Here is a 19036-nt window from a genome sequence, read left to right on the forward strand (position 1 = left end):
ATTCGAACCCCCGACGTGGAACCTTTCTCGCAGTCGCCCGCGTGGTGGGGGACATGACGAGGGAGAGCGCGCGACCATGTCCGCCCAGGTGAGTGACGACCCGCTGGTCCGGGTCGACGTCACGCGGACCAAGGACCAGGAGTTCACGGCGTTCGTGCAGGACACCGGCCCGTATCTCTACAAGACGGCGCTCTTCCTGTCCGGCGACCCGCACCGGGCCGAGGAGCTGGTGCAGGCGACCTTCGAACGCTCCTACCGGTCGTGGCACAAGGCGCGCGTCGGCGAGCCCCGCGCCTACGCCCGCCGGATCCTGCTCAACCTGCGCATCGACGGCTGGCGCCGGACCCGCCACGAGGTGGCGTCCGAAGCCGTTCCGGCCGGGTCCGTCGCAGGTCCCGCCGACGGCATCGCCGTGCGGGACGAGGTGATGCGCGCGTTGTCGCAGCTCCCCGTCGCGCAGCGTCGGGTGGTGGTGCTGCGCCACCTGCTCGACCTCACCGAGGAACAGACCGCCCGCGAGCTCGGGATCCCCCTCGGCACGGTCAAGTCCGCCAACGCACGCGGGATCGCCCGCCTGCGCGACATCTTCGAGGAGGGTGCGCGATGAGCATCGACGACACGGACGTCCTGGCCCGCCTTCGGGCAGGTGCCGACACGGTCGAGGAGCGCCGGTTCGACGCGCACGAGGTGCTCGCCGAGAGCCGGCGCGCGCTGCGGCGCCGGCGGTCGTGGCAGGCGGTGGGTGCCTGCACGACGGCGGCCGCCGTCGCCTTCTCGCTGGCCCTCGCTGGGCCGGTACACGCGCCTGGGCTCGGCGACGTGACTCTTCCCGGGAGTGAGCAGATACGGGAGCTGCTCGGGATCGCGGAGGCGGACGTGTCGAGCTGCGAGGTTCCGGAGCCTGCCATACGGCAGACGCCTGACCCGGAAGCGCCGCCGAGCACGCGTCCGGGAGTGACCTACCACCTGACCGACGCACGCCCGATCTCGCCGTGTCTCGACGTGCGAGTCGACGACACGCTGCCGGCCGCCCCCGGACTCACACCGGCGACTGTTACCGAGGACGGCGCGTTCTGGCGAACGCATCAGATGCCCTCTGACGAGGGGTATCTCATCGGCTACCAGGTATTCGGGACCGATCACTTCGGCGGGACCCTGACGGGCGACAAGAACCGTACGCCCATAGGCCTGACGGCCCATGGGCGTGTGGCGGCCTGGTACGAGCTCGAGGATGCCGGCGCAGACGGGCAACCTGTCGGGCAGCGGACCATCCGAGTGGCAGGTACCGCGATGGGCGACATCCGAACGATCGGAGAGGCACCCCTCCTGAACACCGGCAGCCTGGTCATGTCCGACGAGCGGATTGCCTGGCGCCACGGAACCACCGTCTCCGCCGCTCCGACAGACGGTTCCGAACAGCCGGAAACCCTGGCCCGGCAAGCAACCGCCGTAGGCAGCGACAGCGACGAGATTGTCGTAGCGACGCTGGGGCAGGACGCTGACGGCTTCCCGACGACAACCTTCACCTCGTACGGGGACGACGGCAGCGTGGCTACCCTCCTGACGGTGAACAACCCGGACGGCCAGCCGGTCACAGCCGTCGACATCACCGACGACGTGCTCACCTACGCTCGTGGCAGTGACCTGGTCACACTCACCGCCGTCCCGCGGGTGGACGGAGTCGTCGCTCCCGACGAGGACCAGACGATCGCCGTCCATCTGCGCGACAACCCGGTGACCAGTCTCTCCGCGGCGGGCGACGCCATCGTCTGGGTGTCCGGTCCGGTCGCCTACCTTCTCCGCGACACCTCGCCGAGCCGTGCAGGCCACCCCGACCTGGTCCGGGTAGGTCAGAGCAGCCCGGAGGAACGGATGATGATCGGCCTCGCCGGCGACCGGATCGCCTGGAACACGACCGAAGGATCCGACGTGACGATCAATGTCGGAACACTGCTGGAGTCGGGGGGCCGCGCCACACTGCAGGCGGTTCCGGAAGGCTTCGGCTCAGTGCCCGAAGCACCGACGGTGACGGTCCCGGAGGACGCCGTCTTCCACACCTACGACTGAGACCAAGCGCCACGACGGGACGGCAAAGGTCCGCCTCCACCAAGCCTCTTCGCATGCTCTCTCGCAAGAATGCATGCCGAACGGCTTGGTAGAGACGGACCTTTTGTCGACGAACTAGTTGACCGTGATGGCCACAGTCGCCTGCGACGGCGCCTGCAGGGTGGTGCCCGCGTACTTCGCGATCCACTTGCCCGAGGAGCTCGTCAGGGCCGTCGTCGAGTACGTCCCGTTCGAGCCGGTGGTGACGGTCTTCTGGAGGGTCGGCCCCGCCGAGCCGGCCGGGTCGAAGTACAGACCCACCGACGTGTTGGGTGCCGGCTTGTCCGCGGCGCCACCGCCGCTCACGAGCTGCACCTTCCGCACCTCACCGCTGAGGGTGATGGTCTTCGGCCCGGTGAACGACGTGTCCGATGCCGCGACGGTGGTGGTGCTGGCGCGCTTCACCACGATGGTCGTGACGGTGGAGTCCTGGACCAGGACGTTGTGCGTGCAGTTGCTCAGGCCGCTGGCGGCGTCGTTCGCGGCCCAGTCGGGTGCGGAGCACGCCTTCATGGCGTCCCTGATGCCGATGTCGTAGACGCCCGCGGGCAGGGTCGGGTTGAAGGTGAACGTCACGGCACTGGTGCCGACACCGGCGTGCACCATCTCGCGCTCCACCCGGTACCCGTCGGGGAAGCTGCCCTCGCCGCGCCGGCTCTGGGCGCTGACCCAGCCCGACTTCCCACCGACGGTGAAGTCGAGGCTGCCGACGTCGACCCGGCGCTGCACCGGGGCCAGGCCGACCACGACGTCGTGCGTCATCAGGTGGTCCCCCGCGGTGAAGCCGTTCTGGGTGGCGCTCACCGAACCCTGTCGGAGCTTGGTGGTGCGCTCCCGTTCCGCGGAGGTGATGGTCCATACCGCTCGCGCGCCCGTGTCGGTCATCGGCATCTCTGCCCGCCATCTTCCGGAGCCGCCCGGCTTCTGCCGGCTCGTGAAGAAGCCTCGCGAGTCGGTCGTGAGGGTTGCGCGCAGGGCTTCCGGCGCGTCGCCCGTCGGGTCGAAGTACAGCTTCACCTGCTGACCGGTGGCGGGCAGGTAGTTGCCGGTGCCGAGGCTCCGGATGTTCGCGGCGCCCGAGACCGAGATCGTCGAGCCTGCGGGCGCGCTCGACGTCGACGTCCAGATCGAGGGGATGTTCCGCTGAGCACGGAACGGCACCGAGACCGGGTCGGCGGTGCGAATCGGCACGTTGACCACGCCGTCGGACGTCGTCACCGCGATCTCGGCGGCCACGCTGACCTGGTAGATGCCCGACTTCGCGTCCGCGGACAGCGGCACGGTCGAGGTCCAGGTATTGGCCGCCCCGGCCGCGACGAACTGCGCCCCCACGAGGTCCCGACCGTCGGGGTCGACCATCGTCATCCGCCCCGACCGCATCGCCGCGGACGTCCCGTTGTGGGTGATGCTGAGCGTCCCGACGATGGATCCCCGCACGTCGGATCCCGGCGGCAGGGAAATCTTCGCCGTGACCGTGACGTCCTCCACCTGACGGGTCATGGTCTGGGCCTGCTTCTGCCTCGCGGACGGCCCGGGCTCCACCGCCGCGTCGGGCGTCACCGCCATGCTCGACGTCGCGATCCCGGTCATCGTCAGTGCCGCACCGAGCACCATGCTCAACGGCACACGCATCTTCGATCTCATCAGTCCACGCCCCTAGTCCTGGGGACGCGGACGCGTCCCGCCCCAGCCGCATGTTCTCCCGGGCAGCAGGGGCGGGCCACGGGAGGCGGTGATGCCAGCGGGTGAATTTTCTCGACGGGCCGGACCTACCAGACACTTGCGACAATGGGACTGTGCAGAGCGACGGACGCAGCGAGTCACCCGCCGAGCGGGCGGACCGGAACTGGAACGAGCTCCTCCAGGAGCTGCGCGTCATGCAGACGGGCGTGCAGATCCTCACGGGGTTCCTGCTCACGCTGCCGTTCCAGCCACGGTTCGCAGATCTCGACGACTACCAGCGCACCGTCTACCTGATCCTGGTCGTGACCTCGGTGGCGGCGACCGCCCTGATCGTGGCGCCCGTGAGCGTGCACAGGGCGCTCTTCCGCAAGCAGATGAAGCGCCACATCGTCACCCTGGGCGACCGGCTCACCCGGCTCGCGCTGGGCGTGCTCGCCCTGGTGATGACCGGCGCGGCACTGCTCGTGTTCGACGTCGTGCTCGGGCGGACCGAGGGGATCGTGGTCGGCGCCTGCGTGCTCGTGGTGCTGGTGATCGTGTGGGTGGTGCTGCCCGAGGTGCTGCGCCGCCGCCAGTGATCACGACCTGATCAGACCGCCTGGATCAGAGCGTCTTGTGCCAGGCCACTATCCGGTCGACGGCGCGCGTCACAGTGTCCAGGGACGACGCGAACGACAGCCGCACCCACTCGTGCCCGTGCACGCTGTCGAAGTCGGTCCCCGGCGTGATCGCCACGTCGGCCTCGGCCAGGAGCCGCGCGCAGTAGGTGATCGAGTCGAGCCCGAACGCGGCGACGTTGCCGTAGAGGTAGAACGCTCCGTCGGCCGGAGCGACAGGACGCCACCCCAGCTCACCGAGCCGCTCCAGCAGCAGGGTGCGCGACGCCGCGTACCGGGCCACGTTCTCCGCCGCCGCCGCGTAGCCCTCGGGTGTGAACGCGGCGATGCCGGCATGCTGCGCGAGCGCAGGCGGCGAGAGCGCGACGTTGCCCGCGAGCGCGTCGACGGGTGCCACCAGCTCCTCGGGCAGCACCAGCCAGCCGAGCCGCCAGCCGGTCATCGCCCAGTACTTCGAGAACGAGTTGACGACGACGGCGCCCTGGCCCGTGAACGTCGCCGCCGTCGCCTGCGCCACCTCGTCCGAGTAGGCGATGCCGTGGTAGATCTCGTCGCTGATCAGCCGCACGTCGTGGTCGGCGCACCACTCCGCGATCGCGGCCAGCTCGGCCGGCGTGATCATCGTGCCGGTCGGGTTGGCGGGCGAGGCGACCATGACGCCGTCGAGCCCTCCGCCGTAGTAGGCCTCGTTGAGCTGCGACACCGTGGGCTGGTAGCGGGTCTCGGGACCGCAGTCGAGCTCGACGACCTCGCAGCCCAGCGCCGACAGGATGTTCTTGTAGGCGGGGTAGCCGGGCCTGGCGAGCGCCACGCGGTCACCGACGTCGAACGACGCGAGGAACGCGAGCACGAACCCACCGCTCGAGCCCGTGGTGACGGCTATCCGCGCGGGGTCGACCTCGACGTCGTACCAGCGCTTGTAGTGGCCTGCGATCTCCGCGCGCAGGGCGGGCACGCCCATCGCCTCGGTGTAACCGAGGGTGCCCTCCCGGAGCAGCGCGATGGCACGCTCCCGCACGACGTCGGATGCGCCGGTCGACGGCTCCCCCGCGCAGAGGTTGAGCACGTCCGCCCCGGTGGCGCGCCGCGCGTTCGCGGCGGCGAGCACCTCCATGACGGCGAACGGGGGCACGTGAGAGCGGCGAGAAACCTTCATCCGCCCATCATCGCCCAACGATCGGGTTACCCACGGGCGAACGGGCACGAAGTTGCCCGGTTGGACCGATGGCCCACCCTGCCGATCGCTCCGCAGTCCTCGCGACGACCCTTCCGAGACGCTTGTGAAAGTTGTAACATGCGGATATGGCGCCGGGATCGCGCAACGACGCAGAGAACGACCCCTTCCGCCGGGCCGCGCAGTACCGCGTGGACCGGGAGGCGGCGAGCCCCGAGGAACCAGCCGACTCCCCCGCGTCCGACCGTCCTGAGGATGACGACGAGGGCAAGAAGTCGATCGGCAGCATGAGCGCCGAGGAGCGCTCCCGCTACGTCGACGTCGTCGTGGACCAGGCGATGCGCCGCGGTGAGTTCGACAACCTGCCGCTGCAGGGGAAGCCGATCCCCGGGCTGACCGGCACGCACGACCCCGACTGGTGGGTCAAAGGCCTCATCGAGCGCGAGAACATCACGGGCTTCCTGCCGTCCGCCCAGCTGCGCAAGGACGACGCGGAGCTGGACGACAAGCTCGACCTCGAGGGGATGGAGCAGCGTGTGCGAGAGATCGTCACGGACTTCAACGCGCGCGTCGTCGATGCGCGGCGCCAGCTCCAGGGCGGTCCGCCGGTCGTCACGCCCACCCGGGACGTCGACCACGAGGTCGCGCGGTGGCGCGCCCGAAGAGCGGCGCGGCGAGCAGCGTCGAGCACGTCATCGGCGTCGAGCCGCGAGCCGACGACGTCGGAGCGCCGCCCGTGGTGGCGGTTCTGGTGACCGGCCCGCGCCGGTTCAGAACCCGTACGCGGTCACGATGACGACGACGGTCACCAGCCAGTAGGGCACGGATCCCAGCACGAAGCCGAGTCCTGCCGCCACGGCCATGCGCCCCCAGCTCGCGCCGAACTTGCCGAACAGCGCTCCGGCGCACATGGCGAGGCAGCCCGCGATCGTCACCCCCTCGGCGGCTCCCTGCGAGATCAGCATCCCGAGGATGAGCGCAGCGAGTCCGACGGCGGTCTCGCTGCGAGCGAGAAACGGCCCGCCCCGGCGAGCCCGGGGATGGGTCTCCTGGTGCGTTGTCATGGCGCATCGCCCCTCGTGCCCGACGTCGGTGTGGGCACCTCCGTTCCAGGATCCCACCATGGTCCGTTCTTTGCCAGACGCCGCCGGGCCGAGGAACCACGCGGATCGACGTCAGTCCGGAGCGAGCACGTAACCGCGGAACCAGCGCTCCGTCTCGCGCCACACGTGCTCGCGTACGGGCTTCGCCGAGAGGGTCACGTCGTGCAGGCCGCCGGCGATGCGCACGAGGCTGATGAGCGATCCGACGTCGGGCACGCGGCGGGCGATCCCGACCACGTCCAGCACCGAGTCGGTGCTCTTCATGTCCTCGCTCCACCGTGTCGGGATGGTGCTGCGTGCGCTGAGCAGCACCAGGACGGGCACCTCGATGCCGAGCCCGCGCGCCACCTGGTCCTGCCCGCGGAAGATCGCCGCGAGCCACGCCGGTGTGGGGTGCCAGCCGGCATCGGGTCGCCAGGCGACGTCGTACTCCCACTCCCCGTCGAACCGCGAGGAGATCGCGCGGGCATACAGGCCGCGGTCCAGGTTGACGAGCTGGCTGCGCGGCACGAGCGCGGACTGGACGCGGATGCCCGGCTCCATGATCTTGCGCACCGCCTCACGAGGCTGGAACTCCAGCCAGGGCGAGTTCAGGACCAGCGCGGCCACACGCTCCTGGTTGCGGGACGCCCACAGGCTGACGGTGAGACCACCCGTGGAGTGGCCCATGAGCACCAGCCTGCGCTCGGGCTCCGCGTCACGGCCGTGCCCCATGGCGGTGAGCGCGGCCTCGATCTCCTCGTCGTAGGTGGCCAGGCTGCGGATGAATCCCGGGGTCTGGCCCTCGCGCAGGCTACGGCCGTAACGCCGCAGGTCGAGGGCGTGGAACCGCACTCCGAGCGACTCCCAGAAGTCAGCGAGATGGGTCTGGAAGAAGTAGTCGAGCCAGCCGTGCACGTACAGCAGGTCGACACCGACGTCGGGCCGGGCCGGCTGCGGTTCACCGTCAGGATGCGGGCGGGCCGCGCCCCGCAGGTGGAGCCGGCGCCCCAGCTCCGACAGCTCGTCCCAGAGCCGCGCGACCTGCGAGTTCTCGGCGCCCACCCGGTGCATGCCCCGGCGGGGCTCGCCGCCGTCGTGCCCGTCTGCCGCCGGCTCGGCCGGCGCCGGCCGGGTGCGGCGTACCAGCGTCGCCACCACCTCTGGCTCGTCCTCGTCCGGCTGCAGGGGCAGGGTCAGCCGCTCGAAGCCCGGCAGCACGTCGGGCTCCCACGCCGGCTCGGGCGTCGTTCCGTCTTCCGGACCTGGGGAGAGGCTCGTCATCTCACCGACGGTAACCGCAGGTGCGCCCACTCCGTCGGATAGTCGTCGAGCCACGTCTCGAGCGAACGCGCCGCCCGCCCCGCGAGGTGCCTGACGTCGGGGCTCACCGTGGCGAGCACGCCCGCCTCGATCGCCTGGCACTGCGATATCCAGTCCTCCACCTCACCCGCGGTCGACCGGTAGAACAGGGCGCGTGCCTGGTCCACGGTCTGCGGCACGTACCGGACGGACCGCCCCGCAGCCGTCGACAGCACCGCCGCCACCTCGTCGAGGCTCAGCGCCTCGGGTCCGGTCAGGTGGTAGGTCCGCCCCGCGTGACGCTTCGGATCCTCGTCGAGCAGGACAGCGGTGGCGACGTCGGCCACGTCGTCGTGCGACACCGTGGCGACCCGTCCGGCTCCTGCGGGGGCGCGCAGCACGGTGTCGCGCACCGATCCGTACGACTCGTCGTGGACCGCCAACGTCAGGGTGCGGTGGAACATGGCGGTCCGCAGCATCGTCCATCTGAGGTCGGTGCCACGCAGGTACTCCTCGGTGAGCCAGTCGTCGCGTGCCGCGGATGCCACGGCATCCGGCGCCGCGCCCACCGACGACACGTAGACGACGTGCCGCACCCCCGCGAGCACCGCCGCGTCGATGGCGGCACGGTGCTTGCCGGTCCGGCCGGTACGGTCCTTGCCCGGGACCAGGAACACCGCGTAGGCGCCGGCGAAAGCACTGGTCAGGGCCCTGGAGTCGGCCTCAGGCGGGACGGCGACGACCTCCGCCTCCGGCAACGGCGCACCGTCGGGCAGGCGGGGCGCCGTACCCCTGCCGCTGACCAGCAGGCGCTGCCGACCGCCCGCCGCTGCCACGCGGAAGGCGAGCCTGGTGCCCAGGCGGCCGTCGGCCCCGGTAAGGACGACCAGCCGGTCGGGCGACGCGGAGGTCATCCCCTCACGGTAATCGTCCGGGAGTCACCGAGCCGGACGTGACGGGGTGAATCGTCCGGCGGTCACGCGCCGGAGGACACGCCGAGCTCCGCCCGGACGAAGTCGACGACGCCGTCCGCCGCCGCTTCGATCTGCGCCAGGCACACCTCGAAGTCGTGCGGGCCGCCGTACCAGGGGTCGGCGATGTCGAGCTCGTTCTCGGGGAGCCCGTCGGCCGCCGGGTCGAACGAGCGGTACATCCGGATCGTGGCGTCGCCCCCTACCCGCCCGGCAAGGTCCCGCAGGCCACGCGCGTGCCGGGTGGTCATGGCGAGCACCAGGTCGTGCGAGCCGACGTCGTCCGTGGTCACCTGGCGCGCCCGGTGTCCGTCACCCGTGGGGTAGCCGTGCTCGGCCAGGACGGCGCGGGCCCGCCGGTCCACCGGGTTGCCGTGCTCCTCGTCGCTCACGCCGGAGGAGTCCACCACGACGGAGTCGCCGAGGCCCGCGGCCTCGAAGCGTTCGCGGAGCACGATCTCGGCCATCGGGGACCTGCAGATGTTTCCCGTGCAGACAGTCATCACGCGGTAGGCAGTCACGCGTCCATTCTCCCGGACGGGGGCATGGGAAAGCCCGCGGGGCGACTGGTGTCAGCCGTGCTGGACGAGGGCACGGCACCCGCGGGCTCCGGTGGTCGCGAGGAACTCGCCACCATGTCCCGTTGCGCCTGGGCAGATCAGGAAGGCCCCGTGCTGAGCCCCCCGACCGACGTCGGCGCGAAACGCATACGCGTCACGCGACTAGCGCGCGACCACCTCATGGGTCCGATGTGAAATCACTACTCGGATCACCTCCCTTCTCATGTGCCCACGAACTTACGCCCCAAGTCGACGACCGCCCAGGTTTTTTCCTCGCGGCGAAATCGGTGCGGCATCGATAGCCCCGAGCATCGGTCGGAGCGACGACTTTCGGGACGCCGTTCCGTCTGCCCTGCATGACGACCATCACCGCCGACGCCTTCACGACGTCGGCAGACGGCACGCGGATCGCGTACGACCTGACCGGTCCGACTCCCGGGTTGGCGCCCGCCATCGTGGTGGTCGACGGTGTGCTCGCCCATCGCCTGCCCGTGACGCTCGCCGTGGCGACAGTGCTGGGCGACCGGGTGACCACGCTGCGCTACGACCGACGCGGGCGGGGCGGGAGCGGCGACACGCCCCCGTACAGCGTGGACCGGGAGATCGACGACATCGCCGCCCTGCTGGAGATCACCGGACCGGCGGCGTTGCTCGGCATCACCTCCGGGACGTTCCTCGCACTGCGAGCCGCAGCCGATCTGGGCGCCGACGTCACCGGCGTGCTCTGCTTCGAGCCGACATACGACATCGCGAGCGGCGAACCGCCCACCGACCCCCGGATGATCGCGGGCGTCGAGACCTGCATCGAGATGGGCGACCCCGGCAGCGCCGTCGAGCTGTTCCTCGACGTGGTCGGCATGCCGTGCCGGCTCCTGCCGCGCATGCGCGAGTCTCCCTCGTGGGCCGGCCTGGAGGCGATCGCCCCGACCATCGCCTATGACGGCCGGATACTCGCCGGTGTCGCCCTGGGCCGCCGCGCCCTGATGAGCCGGTGGCACCAGATCACCCAGCCGGTCCTCGTGGCCGACGGCGCCGCGAGCGCCGTGTCCGTCACGAACGCCGCGGAGTCGCTGGCGGCGGTGCTGCCGATGGCCCGTCGCGTGACCCTGCCCGGGCAGGGGACGGACGTGCCACCGCAAGCGATGGCCGAGGCGGTGGAGAGCCTGCTCAGAACGGTCGGCGTGCGGTGACCAGGATGCGCGGTGCCTCGTCGACGAGCTTGTTGCCCGTCGCGAAGTGCATGTGCAGCGCGCGCAGCCCGGCCTCGTGCCGCGCGACGGCGGTCGGGGTGAGCTCGGCAAGGCCGGGGACCTGCCAGGCCGCCATCCGCAGGTACCAGAGCACCGACGACAGGTCGGTGAACGTTCGGGTGCCCGCGTACTCGGTGGCTTCGACGATCTCCAGGCCGCCAGCGACGAGCCCGTCGGAGATCACGTCGACGGTGACGGCGTCCGGGTCCCAGCCGAGCGGCACGCCGAGTGCCCGGTTGAGGACGATGCCGTCGCGCGTGTCCACCTGCTCGGTGAGGAACGTCCCGCCCGGCTCCAGCACGCGGCCCACCTCGTCGGGGTCGATGGTGCTGAACCGGCTGAGCACGGCGCTGTACTGACCGTCGAAGAAGGGCAGCAGCATGTCGCCCGTCCAGGACGCCTCGGCCCGGCGCACGTCCACACCGAGCGGCTCCAGGCGGCGTCGGGCCGTGAGGAACGCCGGGCCGGTCTCGGTCGCGGCCGAACCCTTCGGGAGCGGGCCGAGGCCCGCGAAGAAGTCACCGTTGCCGGTGCCGATGTCGAGCACGGCACCGCGGGCCCTGTGCACGACCTCGCGAGCGAGGGCGGGGTAGTCCCACTCCGGGTCGTCGATCGTGAGACGGTCGTCGACGGGGGCGTTGGTGAGCCCGCCGGTGAAGAGCGCCGCGGGTGTCGAAGGGGTCGCAGGGGCGTTGCGCGCCCATTCGATGTGGTCCTCGAACGGCGCATCCGGCGCCGGAGCTGGGGCGATCGAGACGTCAAGCATGGTGGAGATTGTGGCGCAAAGTAGGACCAAGGGGCGAACACTGGCGCAAACACGACCGGAGGAGTGGATCTGATGGTGCAGACGTTGCCTGAAAACCAGTTTTCACCTGCACAAACATCGAATGCTCTGCGTGTGGTCGGCCTCATGTCCGGCACGTCCCACGACGCCGTCGACGCCGCCGCGTGCGACCTCCGGCTCTCCGGCGACACGTTGACGCTCACGCCGCTGGGGCATCTCTCCGTCCCCTACCCGGCCGCGCTGCGGTCCGAGCTCATGGCGGCGCTACCCCCGGAGCGCACGACCCTGGAGACCGTGTGCAGGCTCGACACCAGGATCGGGCAGGCCTTCGCCGACGTCGCCGTGCGCGCCGTGGCCGAGCTTTGCGGCGGCGACGCCGACCTGATCGTGTCGCACGGACAGACCGTCTTCCACTGGGCGCCCGACGGCGGAGCCGTGCTCGGCACCCTGCAGATCGGCGAGCCTGCCTGGATTGCCGAGGCGACGGGGCTGCCCGTCGTCTCGGGCCTGCGCACCCGCGACGTCGCGGCGGGTGGTCAGGGCGCTCCCCTGGTGGGCCTGTTCGACGCGCTGTGGCTGGCCGGCCGACCCGGCACCGCCGTCGCCCTCAACCTGGGTGGCATAGCCAACGTGACGGTGCTGCCCGCGGTGGACGAGCCCGTCGAGACCCGTACCTTCGACACCGGCCCCGCGTGCGCACTGCTCGACGCCGCGACCCGGCACGTCACGGGTGGACGCCTCGCCTTCGACGCCGACGGCCGCCTCGCCGCACGCGGGAAGGTACTGCCCGATCTCCTGGAGCGCCTGCTCGACGAGCCGTACTACGCGCGCCCGGCGCCCAAGACGACGGGCAAGGAGCTGTTCCACGTGGACTATCTCCTGTCGCGCCTCGGACCTGCGACGCCGGCGCCGGAGGACCTGCTCGCCACCCTCGTCGCGCTCACCGCTCGCACCGTGGCCGACGCGGTCCGGCACACCGCCACCGAGGTCGCCGCCTCCGGCGGGGGCACACGCAACCCGGTGCTCATGGCGGCGCTCCGCGCCGAGCTGCCGGCGGTTCCCGTCCGGACCTCCGACGAGCTGGGTGTTCCGAGCCAGGCCAAGGAGGCTCTGGCCTTCGCGGTGCTGGGCTGGCACACCTGGTTCGGCCTGCCCGGTGTGCTGCCGGGAGCGACCGGGGCACGGCAGGCGAGCGTGCTGGGGTCGGTGACGCCAGGGGCGGACGGACGGTATCCGCCGGGGCGGGGTGTGCTGGACGGACGGCCGATGTCGCTGGATATCTCGGGGGCGCTCTGAGGTTCCGGAGAGCAGTGCAGGCAGGCATGGCGAAAAAACATGCCGGGTGAATACGGCCAGGAATGCCCCGTTTCAGGGAAAACCTGGCGGTGCGCCGGATAAAGTCACGCGACTTGTCGTCCCGTGCACGAATGATGCGCGGCTACTGCTGGAGCGTCCGATGTCGACCTCAGTATCTCGGCGGTTCCTCCCCTCGACCCGGCGAGCCAGTGCCTCGCTCGTGGCTTCCGGGCTGGTGCTCGCGCTCACCGCGACGGCCGCTGGCGCGGCACCTGCCGTGGCCGATCAGCCACCTGCGGAGGCGGCACGGGTAGCCGTGACCGCGACGGGCGAGGCCGCCGGATCCGGGACGAGCTTCGTCCAGGAGGGCACACCAGCTGCTCAGGGCGGTCGCATCATGGCCTGGGACAGCGCCGAGGGTCTCGCACGCTCTGACGGTTCGCGCCCCTGGGAGCTTCCCGACGGGGTGGAGCACACCGGGCTCGACGTCAACGGTTCCGGCATGCTCGCTCTGCGCAGCGACGGCCAGGTCACCGCCATCTCCCTGGACGCGGGTCGGGCCCCCCTCCCGATCCCCGACCTTCCGGCCGGTCTGCGCTATACCGCGGTCTCGCTCCTCTCTGGGATGGGCCAGCCTGCTGCCGTGCTGCTGCGTTCGGACGGGACCGCCGTCGGAACCGGGACGAGCTCGTACTCGATCCCGCACCTTGCGGGACCGCCTGCCGGTATGCGTTATATCGCGATCGACTCCGGCAACCGGCTGGTGCTCGCGGTACGGTCCGACGGCGCTCTCGTGGCCGAGGCGCAACGGGGCGCCGTGGTGCCCTGCCCGGAAGCACTTACCCCGCCGGCAGGCAGCAGCTACGAGGCCGTCAACGTCCATGGCAGGAGCTGGATGGCGCTGCGGTCGGACGGCGCTGTCGTCTCCTGCCTGGACGAGATCGACACGGTCGCACGCGTCTCGGGTCCGACGGCCGGGACACGGTTCGTCGGTGTCGACACCTCCGACCAGCATGGTTACGCGGCCCGGAGTGACGGCGTGATCGTGCCGTTCGGCGCTGCGCCCGACCCTGCCGTGGTGCCCAGCGGGCGTTCGGTCGTGGGTCTCTCGACCGGCGAGGCGTACGTATCCAACGGCCGCTGGGGAATGAACGGCGGTGCGCTGCTGGACGACGGATCGCTCCTCACGTGGGGGACGGACCGTGATCTGCCGCAGCTACCGCCGGGTCATTCCGACTTCCGCGCCCTGGCGGGGACCGGGTACGCGTCATGGCTGCTCGCGGGCACGGAACTCCTGCCGACCGAGCTGTCCGTGACGGGGGTGCCGGATCAGTGGCAGATGGACACCTCTGCCACCATCAGCGTCGACGTCACCTCGTCGAGCGGTGTGACGCCACGGGGCATCGCGAGCATCGGCTACCGCAACGCCGAAGGGGCATTTGAGGCCGAGTACTTCCTGACGCTCGACGAGGACGGCCATGCGGAGAGTGAACTGCGGATGGGCTGGCCTGGCACCAGGCTCATGGAGGTCCGCTTCGACGGGCCTCCGTTCCGCAGCGATGAGGTCCAGCGACCATTCACGGTGCCGGAGCCGGCGAGGACCACCGTGACAGTCGATGCCGCGGAGTCATGGCGAACGGGTACCGAACGCATCCCGTTCGCCGTCACTGTCGGCACCGTCGACGGGACGCCTGCCGTGTCTGGGGCCGTACACATCCTTGACCGGGCCACCGGTGAACATCTCTACAGAAACGACCAGTCGCTCGACGTCTCGAGTCTGGCTCCCGGCCACCACCAGCTGGAGGTCAGGCACGTCGCGCACTACGACGCGGCATCGTCCGAACCAGTCATCCACGCCGTCACCGTCCGCCCGCCGTCACCGACGAAGACCACGGCGAGGATCGTCAACGAGACCGTGCACTACCAGAATCAGATCGATGTCGAGGCACGTGTCGAGACCCTGGACGGTTCCCCGCTCGAGTGCGGCGGCCTGGTCGCAGAACTGACGGACGGGACCGTTCTCGGAGGTCTGGCGTGGGGTTGTTCGGACACCTCGTCGCTTGAGCTGACCGGGTCGGCTCACACCTTCGAGCTCCCGCCTGGTCGCCATCAGGTGGTCGTCAGGTGGAAGGGGACCCCTGAATCCGACGCCGCTTCGCCGGACGCTGGCCCGACCCTCGAGTCCACGACGGACCCGCTGTCGTTCACGATCCGCAGGCCCGGGACAAGTACCCTCATCCTGGGTATCACCGAAGACGTCGGAGCCGGCACGGTCCGGGTGGACGTCAGAGTCAATGGGCCGGACGCCGCACTCGGCGAGCCCGGCGAGATCATCCTCAGCGTCAACGGCTCCGACCTCGCCACACGGACCACCGACGAGTCGGGCCGCACCTCCTTCGTGCTCGACGCCGCGGACCTGCCCTACGGGATGCTCGTCGTAGGTGCCCGCTACACCGGGTCGGACCGGCACCAGCCCAGCCAGACCGTTACCGGGTGGGAACATGAGCAGAAGGTCTTCGTCGCTCCCAACCCCACCGTCACGGGCACGGCCAAGGTGGACTCCACACTCGCCCTCACGATGGGTGCCTGGTCTCCCTCGCCGGCGGCCGTGGCCTACACATGGCAGGCGGACGGGGCCACCATCGCCGGCGCGACCTCCTCGCGGCTCAAGGTCCCGGCCTCGGCCTCAGGCAAGCAGATCACTGTCCGAGTAACCGGTACGCGCCTGGGGTACCCGGCGAAGTCGGTGACGAGCGCGCCGACATCCAAGGTGGCGCCGGGGACCCTCGGGACCCAGCTGCCGACGACGACGGGCGCCGCAAAGGTGGGCAGGACACTGACGGTCGACCCGGGCTACTGGTATCCCGCACCTTCCTCGATGAAGTACGTGTGGAAGGCGAACGGAAAGACGGTCGCGACCCGGACCAGCGACACCCTGGTGGTGCCGCCGTCCGTGAAGGGGAAGCGACTGACTGTCACAGCTGTCGGTTCCAAGGCCGGATACACGACGATGTCGGTGACGAGCGCGGCGACCGCGACGGTTGTACCGGGCACCATCGTTGCGCCGCGACCGACGGTCACGGGGGCGAAGCGGGTCCGCTCCACCCTGACGGTGAGCAAGGGCTGGTGGTCGCCCCGGCCGTCGTCCGTCGTGTACGTGTGGAAGGCGAACGGCGTGAAGCTCGCGACCCGGACGAGCAGCCGCTTCGTGGTCCCGGTTTCGGCGCGTGGAAAGCGCCTGACCGTCACAGTGATCGGATCCCGCACGGGCTACACCACCAAGTCCGTCACGAGCTACCGCACGGTGACGATTCGCTGACCATCCGGACGACCCACGACACGCCCGTTCACGCGCATGGTCCATGCGCCTTGCTCTCCCGGAGTGCCCCATGCTTCTCGCTCTGCCCTGGCCGTCTCTTGCGCGAGCCCGGCAGGCGTACGCGTCCGTACTGGCCTCCGGCCTCGTCCTCGGACTCGCCGTCACCACGGTCAGCGCCGCTCCCGCCCTTGCGGCGCCGTCGTCGGGGAGCGCGAGCGCACCCCTGACCGAGCCGCTCGACCCCACCTTCGTGCAGGAGGGCACGCCGAGCCCGCACGGTGGGCAGGTGGTGATGTGGGGTGAGCGCGAGTGGGCATACAACGGCGCCACGCGAATGGTTCCCGAGGCCCTGCCCGACGGCGTCCTCGCGACGGCCGTCTCGTCGGACAGCAGCGACCTGCTGGTGCTGCGGAGCGACGGACTGGTCGACGGCTGGGACTCGGCAGGAATGCTCAACCCGACCGCACCGCCCGCGGGGACCACGTACACAGCGGTCGCGGCAAGCTCAGGTCGACTTCTCCGGTCCGACGGCGTGATCGTGGACACGGGCGGGAATGTCGCCCTCACGCGGCCCGCCGGGGTGGTCTACACCGCGCTGTCCGGTTTCGACGCCCTGCGGTCTGACGGCCTCATCGCCCCGCTCGACGACGACGCCAGCTGTGCCGACGCGCGTCGTCCTGGCGCCGGACTGCGATACACGGCGATCAGCAGCGTCCCGGACTACGCCGTGTGGGCGGCAGTGCGGTCCGACGGCGCCCTGGTCTACTGCACGACGTCCGGCGGCGCGGTCGTGCGACAGCCCAGCGCGGGGACCCGCTTCGTGGGCGTGGACCGATCGGCGGGCGAGATCCTCGCCGCCACGTCGGACGGCCAGATCGTGGCGGTCATGGGCGCGCAGCCGCCCGCGGTACCGCAGGGGCGCTCGGTCGTCTCGCTGGCAGCGATCAGCAAGGGAGCCGGCGCCGCCGTCCTGGACGACGGGTCGATTCTCCGGTGGGGGTTGACCGGCAAGGGGGCGGAGCTGCCGGCGGTGCCCACCGACCGTGCGACATACTCCGCCGTGGAGAACGGGGCATACAACAGCCATCGCTGGGCGATCATGGTCGGTGATCCAATCCCCGTCGACGTCATCGCGAACATCGCTGAGCCAGCAGGTAGGCCGCTCCGGGTGACAGATGACCTGCGCGTGGACGCGACGATCCGCTCCGTGGACGGCACTCCTGCGTTCGGGCACGTCGTTGCCGAGGCGATCGGCCCGGACGAGTTCGAGGACCGATGGCCCCGGCGAGAGACTCTGACCGGGACCATCGGGCTCACACTCGATCCGCGTCTCAGCCGCGGCGACGGGGTCGGCAGGTGGGACGTTGCGGTCACCTTCGCCGGATCACCGTTCGCAACCACGACCGTGACAGCCTCGACCGAGATGGCGGCGCCGAGCCCGGTGGAGATCGTCGCCGCCGGACCTACGACGTGGCGCCAGACCGCACACGAGGGCACACTCTGCTTCGACGTGGTGTCGGAGGATGGATCTCCCATCTGGGGCCACACGTTCGGGCTGGCCGTGGCGGAGGACCCGACCAAGAGCATCGGCGGCGGGTTCTCACCGCCGGAATGCGTCAACAACCTGGACCTCCGGGCCGGCAGCTGGACCGTGGAGTTCGGGTACACAGGCTGGGGCCAAGTCGATTCCGCCGAATGGACCGGGCCGGTGGTCGTACGGGAGCCGGCGGTAAGTGCGCTGCGCGTGAACCTGCCGGCTACCTGGCGCTACGACCAGATGCCCGGCACCATCCCCTTCGCTGTCGACGCCGAGGAGCTGTCCGCCGAGGGGATCGTGCGCCTCGTGATCAACGGGGAGTACTGGACAGGCAGCTCACTGAAGGACGGCGCGGGCACGATAGACACCTGGTCGGAGCGCGTACCCGGCACCTACCTCTACCGCTTCGAGTACGAGGGCGGCTTCGGCGCCCTGCCATCCGCCTGGGAGCAAATGGTCACGGTGCAGCCCGGGCTGTTCACCACGGTCGCGCCGAAGGTGACGGGTACGGCCAAGGCCGGGGCGACGTTGACCGCCGCGCGCGGCATCTGGGTCCCCGAACCGACCGGCGTGCAGTATCTGTGGAAGGCCGACGGCACCGTGATCGCGAATGCGACGAGCTCGGCACTGAAGGTGCCGGCGTCAGCGGTCGGGAAAGAGATCACGGTGACGGTCATCGGCGACCGGCGGTACTACAGCACGGGTTCGGCCACCAGCGCGCCGACGGCCGCCGTCGCGCCCGCGACCTTCAGCGCCCCGCAACCGAAGATCAAGGGCACCGTCAAGGTCGGCAGGACACTGACGGCGTACCGCGGGACGTGGTCGCCATCGCCGTCCTCGGTGAAGTACGTGTGGAAGGCGAACGGAAGGACCATCTCCACGCGAACGTCGAGCACGTTCGTGGTCCCCGCGTCGGCCAAGGACAAGCGGCTGACGGTCACGGTGACCGGCGCCCGGGCCGGGTACACGGCGAAGTCGGTGACCAGCACCACGACCACAACCGTCGCGGCCGGCACCTTCAGTGCACCGCGGCCGGCGGTCAGGGGGACGAAGCGGGTCGGCTCGACGCTGACGGTGGTTCGCGGCACGTGGTCGCCCACGCCATCAACGGTCAAGTACGTGTGGAAGGCCAACGGGGTGACGATCTCGACCCGGACCAGCAGCCGGTTCGTCGTCCCGGCGCGGGCCCGGGGCAAGCAGCTGACGGTCACGGTCGTCGGGTCCCGTACGGGCTACTCGACCAAATCGGCCACGAGCTACCGGACGACGACGATCCGCTGACCCGTGGGCGAGGGGTGAAGTGCCCATACGGGTCACATTTCGGTACCAGTGCCCGAACATGACGAAGGCCCCGA

The 19036-nt window shown here is 70.5% G+C and carries 15 protein-coding genes; 8 read left to right on the forward strand and 7 right to left on the reverse strand.

The window, feature by feature from the left end; translation table 11 throughout:
- Window positions 1-76: 76 nt before the first annotated feature.
- Entirely contained in the window at window positions 77-607 is a 531-nt protein-coding gene (locus tag LUU90_RS17545) for a SigE family RNA polymerase sigma factor (RefSeq protein ID WP_275004939.1), read from the forward strand.
- Entirely contained in the window at window positions 604-2067 is a 1464-nt protein-coding gene (locus LUU90_RS17550; protein ID WP_275004940.1) for a hypothetical protein, read from the forward strand. The genes LUU90_RS17545 and LUU90_RS17550 overlap by 4 nt, the downstream gene beginning before the upstream one ends.
- 114 nt (window positions 2068-2181) lie before the next feature.
- Here LUU90_RS17550 and LUU90_RS17555 read toward each other — a convergent pair whose 3' ends face one another.
- A complete protein-coding gene (locus tag LUU90_RS17555; protein ID WP_275004941.1) occupies window positions 2182-3750 on the reverse strand; it encodes a hypothetical protein in 1569 nt (522 codons plus the stop codon).
- 152 nt (window positions 3751-3902) lie between these two features.
- On the opposite strand from LUU90_RS17555, the gene LUU90_RS17560 reads away from it, so the two are divergent.
- Complete coding sequence (locus LUU90_RS17560; protein WP_275004942.1) at window positions 3903-4367, forward strand: DUF6328 family protein; 465 nt, start codon at window positions 3903-3905, stop codon at window positions 4365-4367.
- A gap of 25 nt (window positions 4368-4392) precedes the next feature.
- Here the strand turns inward: LUU90_RS17560 and LUU90_RS17565 are convergent, their stop codons facing one another.
- Window positions 4393-5562: an aminotransferase class I/II-fold pyridoxal phosphate-dependent enzyme gene (locus LUU90_RS17565; protein ID WP_275004944.1), complete on the reverse strand. Its 1170-nt coding sequence runs from the start codon at window positions 5560-5562 to the stop codon at window positions 4393-4395.
- A 146-nt stretch (window positions 5563-5708) separates the two neighbouring features.
- Between LUU90_RS17565 and LUU90_RS17570 the strand changes: the two genes are divergently transcribed.
- On the forward strand, window positions 5709-6335 hold the full coding sequence (locus LUU90_RS17570) for a DUF1992 domain-containing protein (RefSeq protein ID WP_275004945.1): 627 nt from the start codon (window positions 5709-5711) through the stop codon (window positions 6333-6335).
- Window positions 6336-6350: 15 nt separating this feature from the next.
- Here the strand turns inward: LUU90_RS17570 and LUU90_RS17575 are convergent, their stop codons facing one another.
- From LUU90_RS17575 to LUU90_RS17590, 4 genes are all read right to left on the reverse strand, one after another.
- Complete coding sequence (locus tag LUU90_RS17575) at window positions 6351-6644, reverse strand: hypothetical protein (RefSeq protein ID WP_275004946.1); 294 nt, start codon at window positions 6642-6644, stop codon at window positions 6351-6353.
- A 111-nt stretch (window positions 6645-6755) separates the two neighbouring features.
- Window positions 6756-7946: an alpha/beta hydrolase gene (locus tag LUU90_RS17580; protein WP_275004948.1), complete on the reverse strand. Its 1191-nt coding sequence runs from the start codon at window positions 7944-7946 to the stop codon at window positions 6756-6758.
- On the reverse strand, window positions 7943-8878 hold the full coding sequence (locus LUU90_RS17585; RefSeq protein ID WP_275004949.1) for an NAD(P)H-binding protein: 936 nt from the start codon (window positions 8876-8878) through the stop codon (window positions 7943-7945). Before LUU90_RS17585 ends, LUU90_RS17580 begins: the two co-directional genes overlap by 4 nt.
- Before the next feature lie 62 nt (window positions 8879-8940).
- Entirely contained in the window at window positions 8941-9438 is a 498-nt protein-coding gene (locus LUU90_RS17590; protein WP_275005271.1) for a low molecular weight protein-tyrosine-phosphatase, read from the reverse strand.
- Between the two features lie 413 nt (window positions 9439-9851).
- Between LUU90_RS17590 and LUU90_RS17595 the strand changes: the two genes are divergently transcribed.
- Window positions 9852-10685, forward strand: a complete 834-nt coding sequence (locus tag LUU90_RS17595) for an alpha/beta fold hydrolase (protein WP_275004950.1) — start codon at window positions 9852-9854, stop codon at window positions 10683-10685.
- Here LUU90_RS17595 and LUU90_RS17600 read toward each other — a convergent pair.
- Window positions 10663-11511 (reverse strand): class I SAM-dependent methyltransferase, encoded by an 849-nt coding sequence (locus tag LUU90_RS17600; RefSeq protein WP_275004951.1) that lies wholly within the window; start codon window positions 11509-11511, stop codon window positions 10663-10665. The two genes, LUU90_RS17595 and LUU90_RS17600, sit on opposite strands and share 23 nt — an antisense overlap.
- Window positions 11512-11583: 72 nt before the next feature.
- On the opposite strand from LUU90_RS17600, the gene LUU90_RS17605 reads away from it, so the two are divergent.
- The 3 genes from LUU90_RS17605 to LUU90_RS17615 all read left to right on the forward strand — a co-directional run bounded on the left by LUU90_RS17605 (window position 11584) and on the right by LUU90_RS17615 (window position 18962).
- Window positions 11584-12825, forward strand: a complete 1242-nt coding sequence (locus LUU90_RS17605; protein WP_275004952.1) for an anhydro-N-acetylmuramic acid kinase — start codon at window positions 11584-11586, stop codon at window positions 12823-12825.
- 160 nt (window positions 12826-12985) lie between these two features.
- Window positions 12986-16144 (forward strand): hypothetical protein, encoded by a 3159-nt coding sequence (locus tag LUU90_RS17610; RefSeq protein ID WP_275004953.1) that lies wholly within the window; start codon window positions 12986-12988, stop codon window positions 16142-16144.
- A 70-nt stretch (window positions 16145-16214) separates the two neighbouring features.
- Window positions 16215-18962 carry a hypothetical protein gene (locus LUU90_RS17615; RefSeq protein WP_275004954.1) on the forward strand — a complete coding sequence of 916 codons (2748 nt, stop codon included), beginning with the start codon at window positions 16215-16217 and terminating at the stop codon, window positions 18960-18962.
- Window positions 18963-19036 lie beyond the last annotated feature (74 nt).

Source organism: Promicromonospora iranensis (genome assembly GCF_028994775.1).
GTDB classification, from domain to species: domain Bacteria; phylum Actinomycetota; class Actinomycetes; order Actinomycetales; family Cellulomonadaceae; genus Promicromonospora; species Promicromonospora iranensis_A.

Coding starts and splice junctions, on each gene's coding strand:
- LUU90_RS17545 (WP_275004939.1), top strand. CDS start 77: ATGTCCGCCCAGGTGAGTGACGACCCGCTGGTCCGGGTCGACGTCACG.
- LUU90_RS17550 (WP_275004940.1), top strand. CDS start 604: ATGAGCATCGACGACACGGACGTCCTGGCCCGCCTTCGGGCAGGTGCC.
- LUU90_RS17555 (WP_275004941.1), bottom strand. CDS start 3,750: ATGAGATCGAAGATGCGTGTGCCGTTGAGCATGGTGCTCGGTGCGGCA.
- LUU90_RS17565 (WP_275004944.1), bottom strand. CDS start 5,562: ATGAAGGTTTCTCGCCGCTCTCACGTGCCCCCGTTCGCCGTCATGGAG.
- LUU90_RS17570 (WP_275004945.1), top strand. CDS start 5,709: ATGGCGCCGGGATCGCGCAACGACGCAGAGAACGACCCCTTCCGCCGG.
- LUU90_RS17575 (WP_275004946.1), bottom strand. CDS start 6,644: ATGACAACGCACCAGGAGACCCATCCCCGGGCTCGCCGGGGCGGGCCG.
- LUU90_RS17580 (WP_275004948.1), bottom strand. CDS start 7,946: ATGACGAGCCTCTCCCCAGGTCCGGAAGACGGAACGACGCCCGAGCCG.
- LUU90_RS17585 (WP_275004949.1), bottom strand. CDS start 8,878: ATGACCTCCGCGTCGCCCGACCGGCTGGTCGTCCTTACCGGGGCCGAC.
- LUU90_RS17590 (WP_275005271.1), bottom strand. CDS start 9,438: ATGACTGTCTGCACGGGAAACATCTGCAGGTCCCCGATGGCCGAGATC.
- LUU90_RS17595 (WP_275004950.1), top strand. CDS start 9,852: ATGACGACCATCACCGCCGACGCCTTCACGACGTCGGCAGACGGCACG.
- LUU90_RS17600 (WP_275004951.1), bottom strand. CDS start 11,511: ATGCTTGACGTCTCGATCGCCCCAGCTCCGGCGCCGGATGCGCCGTTC.
- LUU90_RS17605 (WP_275004952.1), top strand. CDS start 11,584: ATGGTGCAGACGTTGCCTGAAAACCAGTTTTCACCTGCACAAACATCG.
- LUU90_RS17610 (WP_275004953.1), top strand. CDS start 12,986: ATGTCGACCTCAGTATCTCGGCGGTTCCTCCCCTCGACCCGGCGAGCC.
- LUU90_RS17615 (WP_275004954.1), top strand. CDS start 16,215: ATGCTTCTCGCTCTGCCCTGGCCGTCTCTTGCGCGAGCCCGGCAGGCG.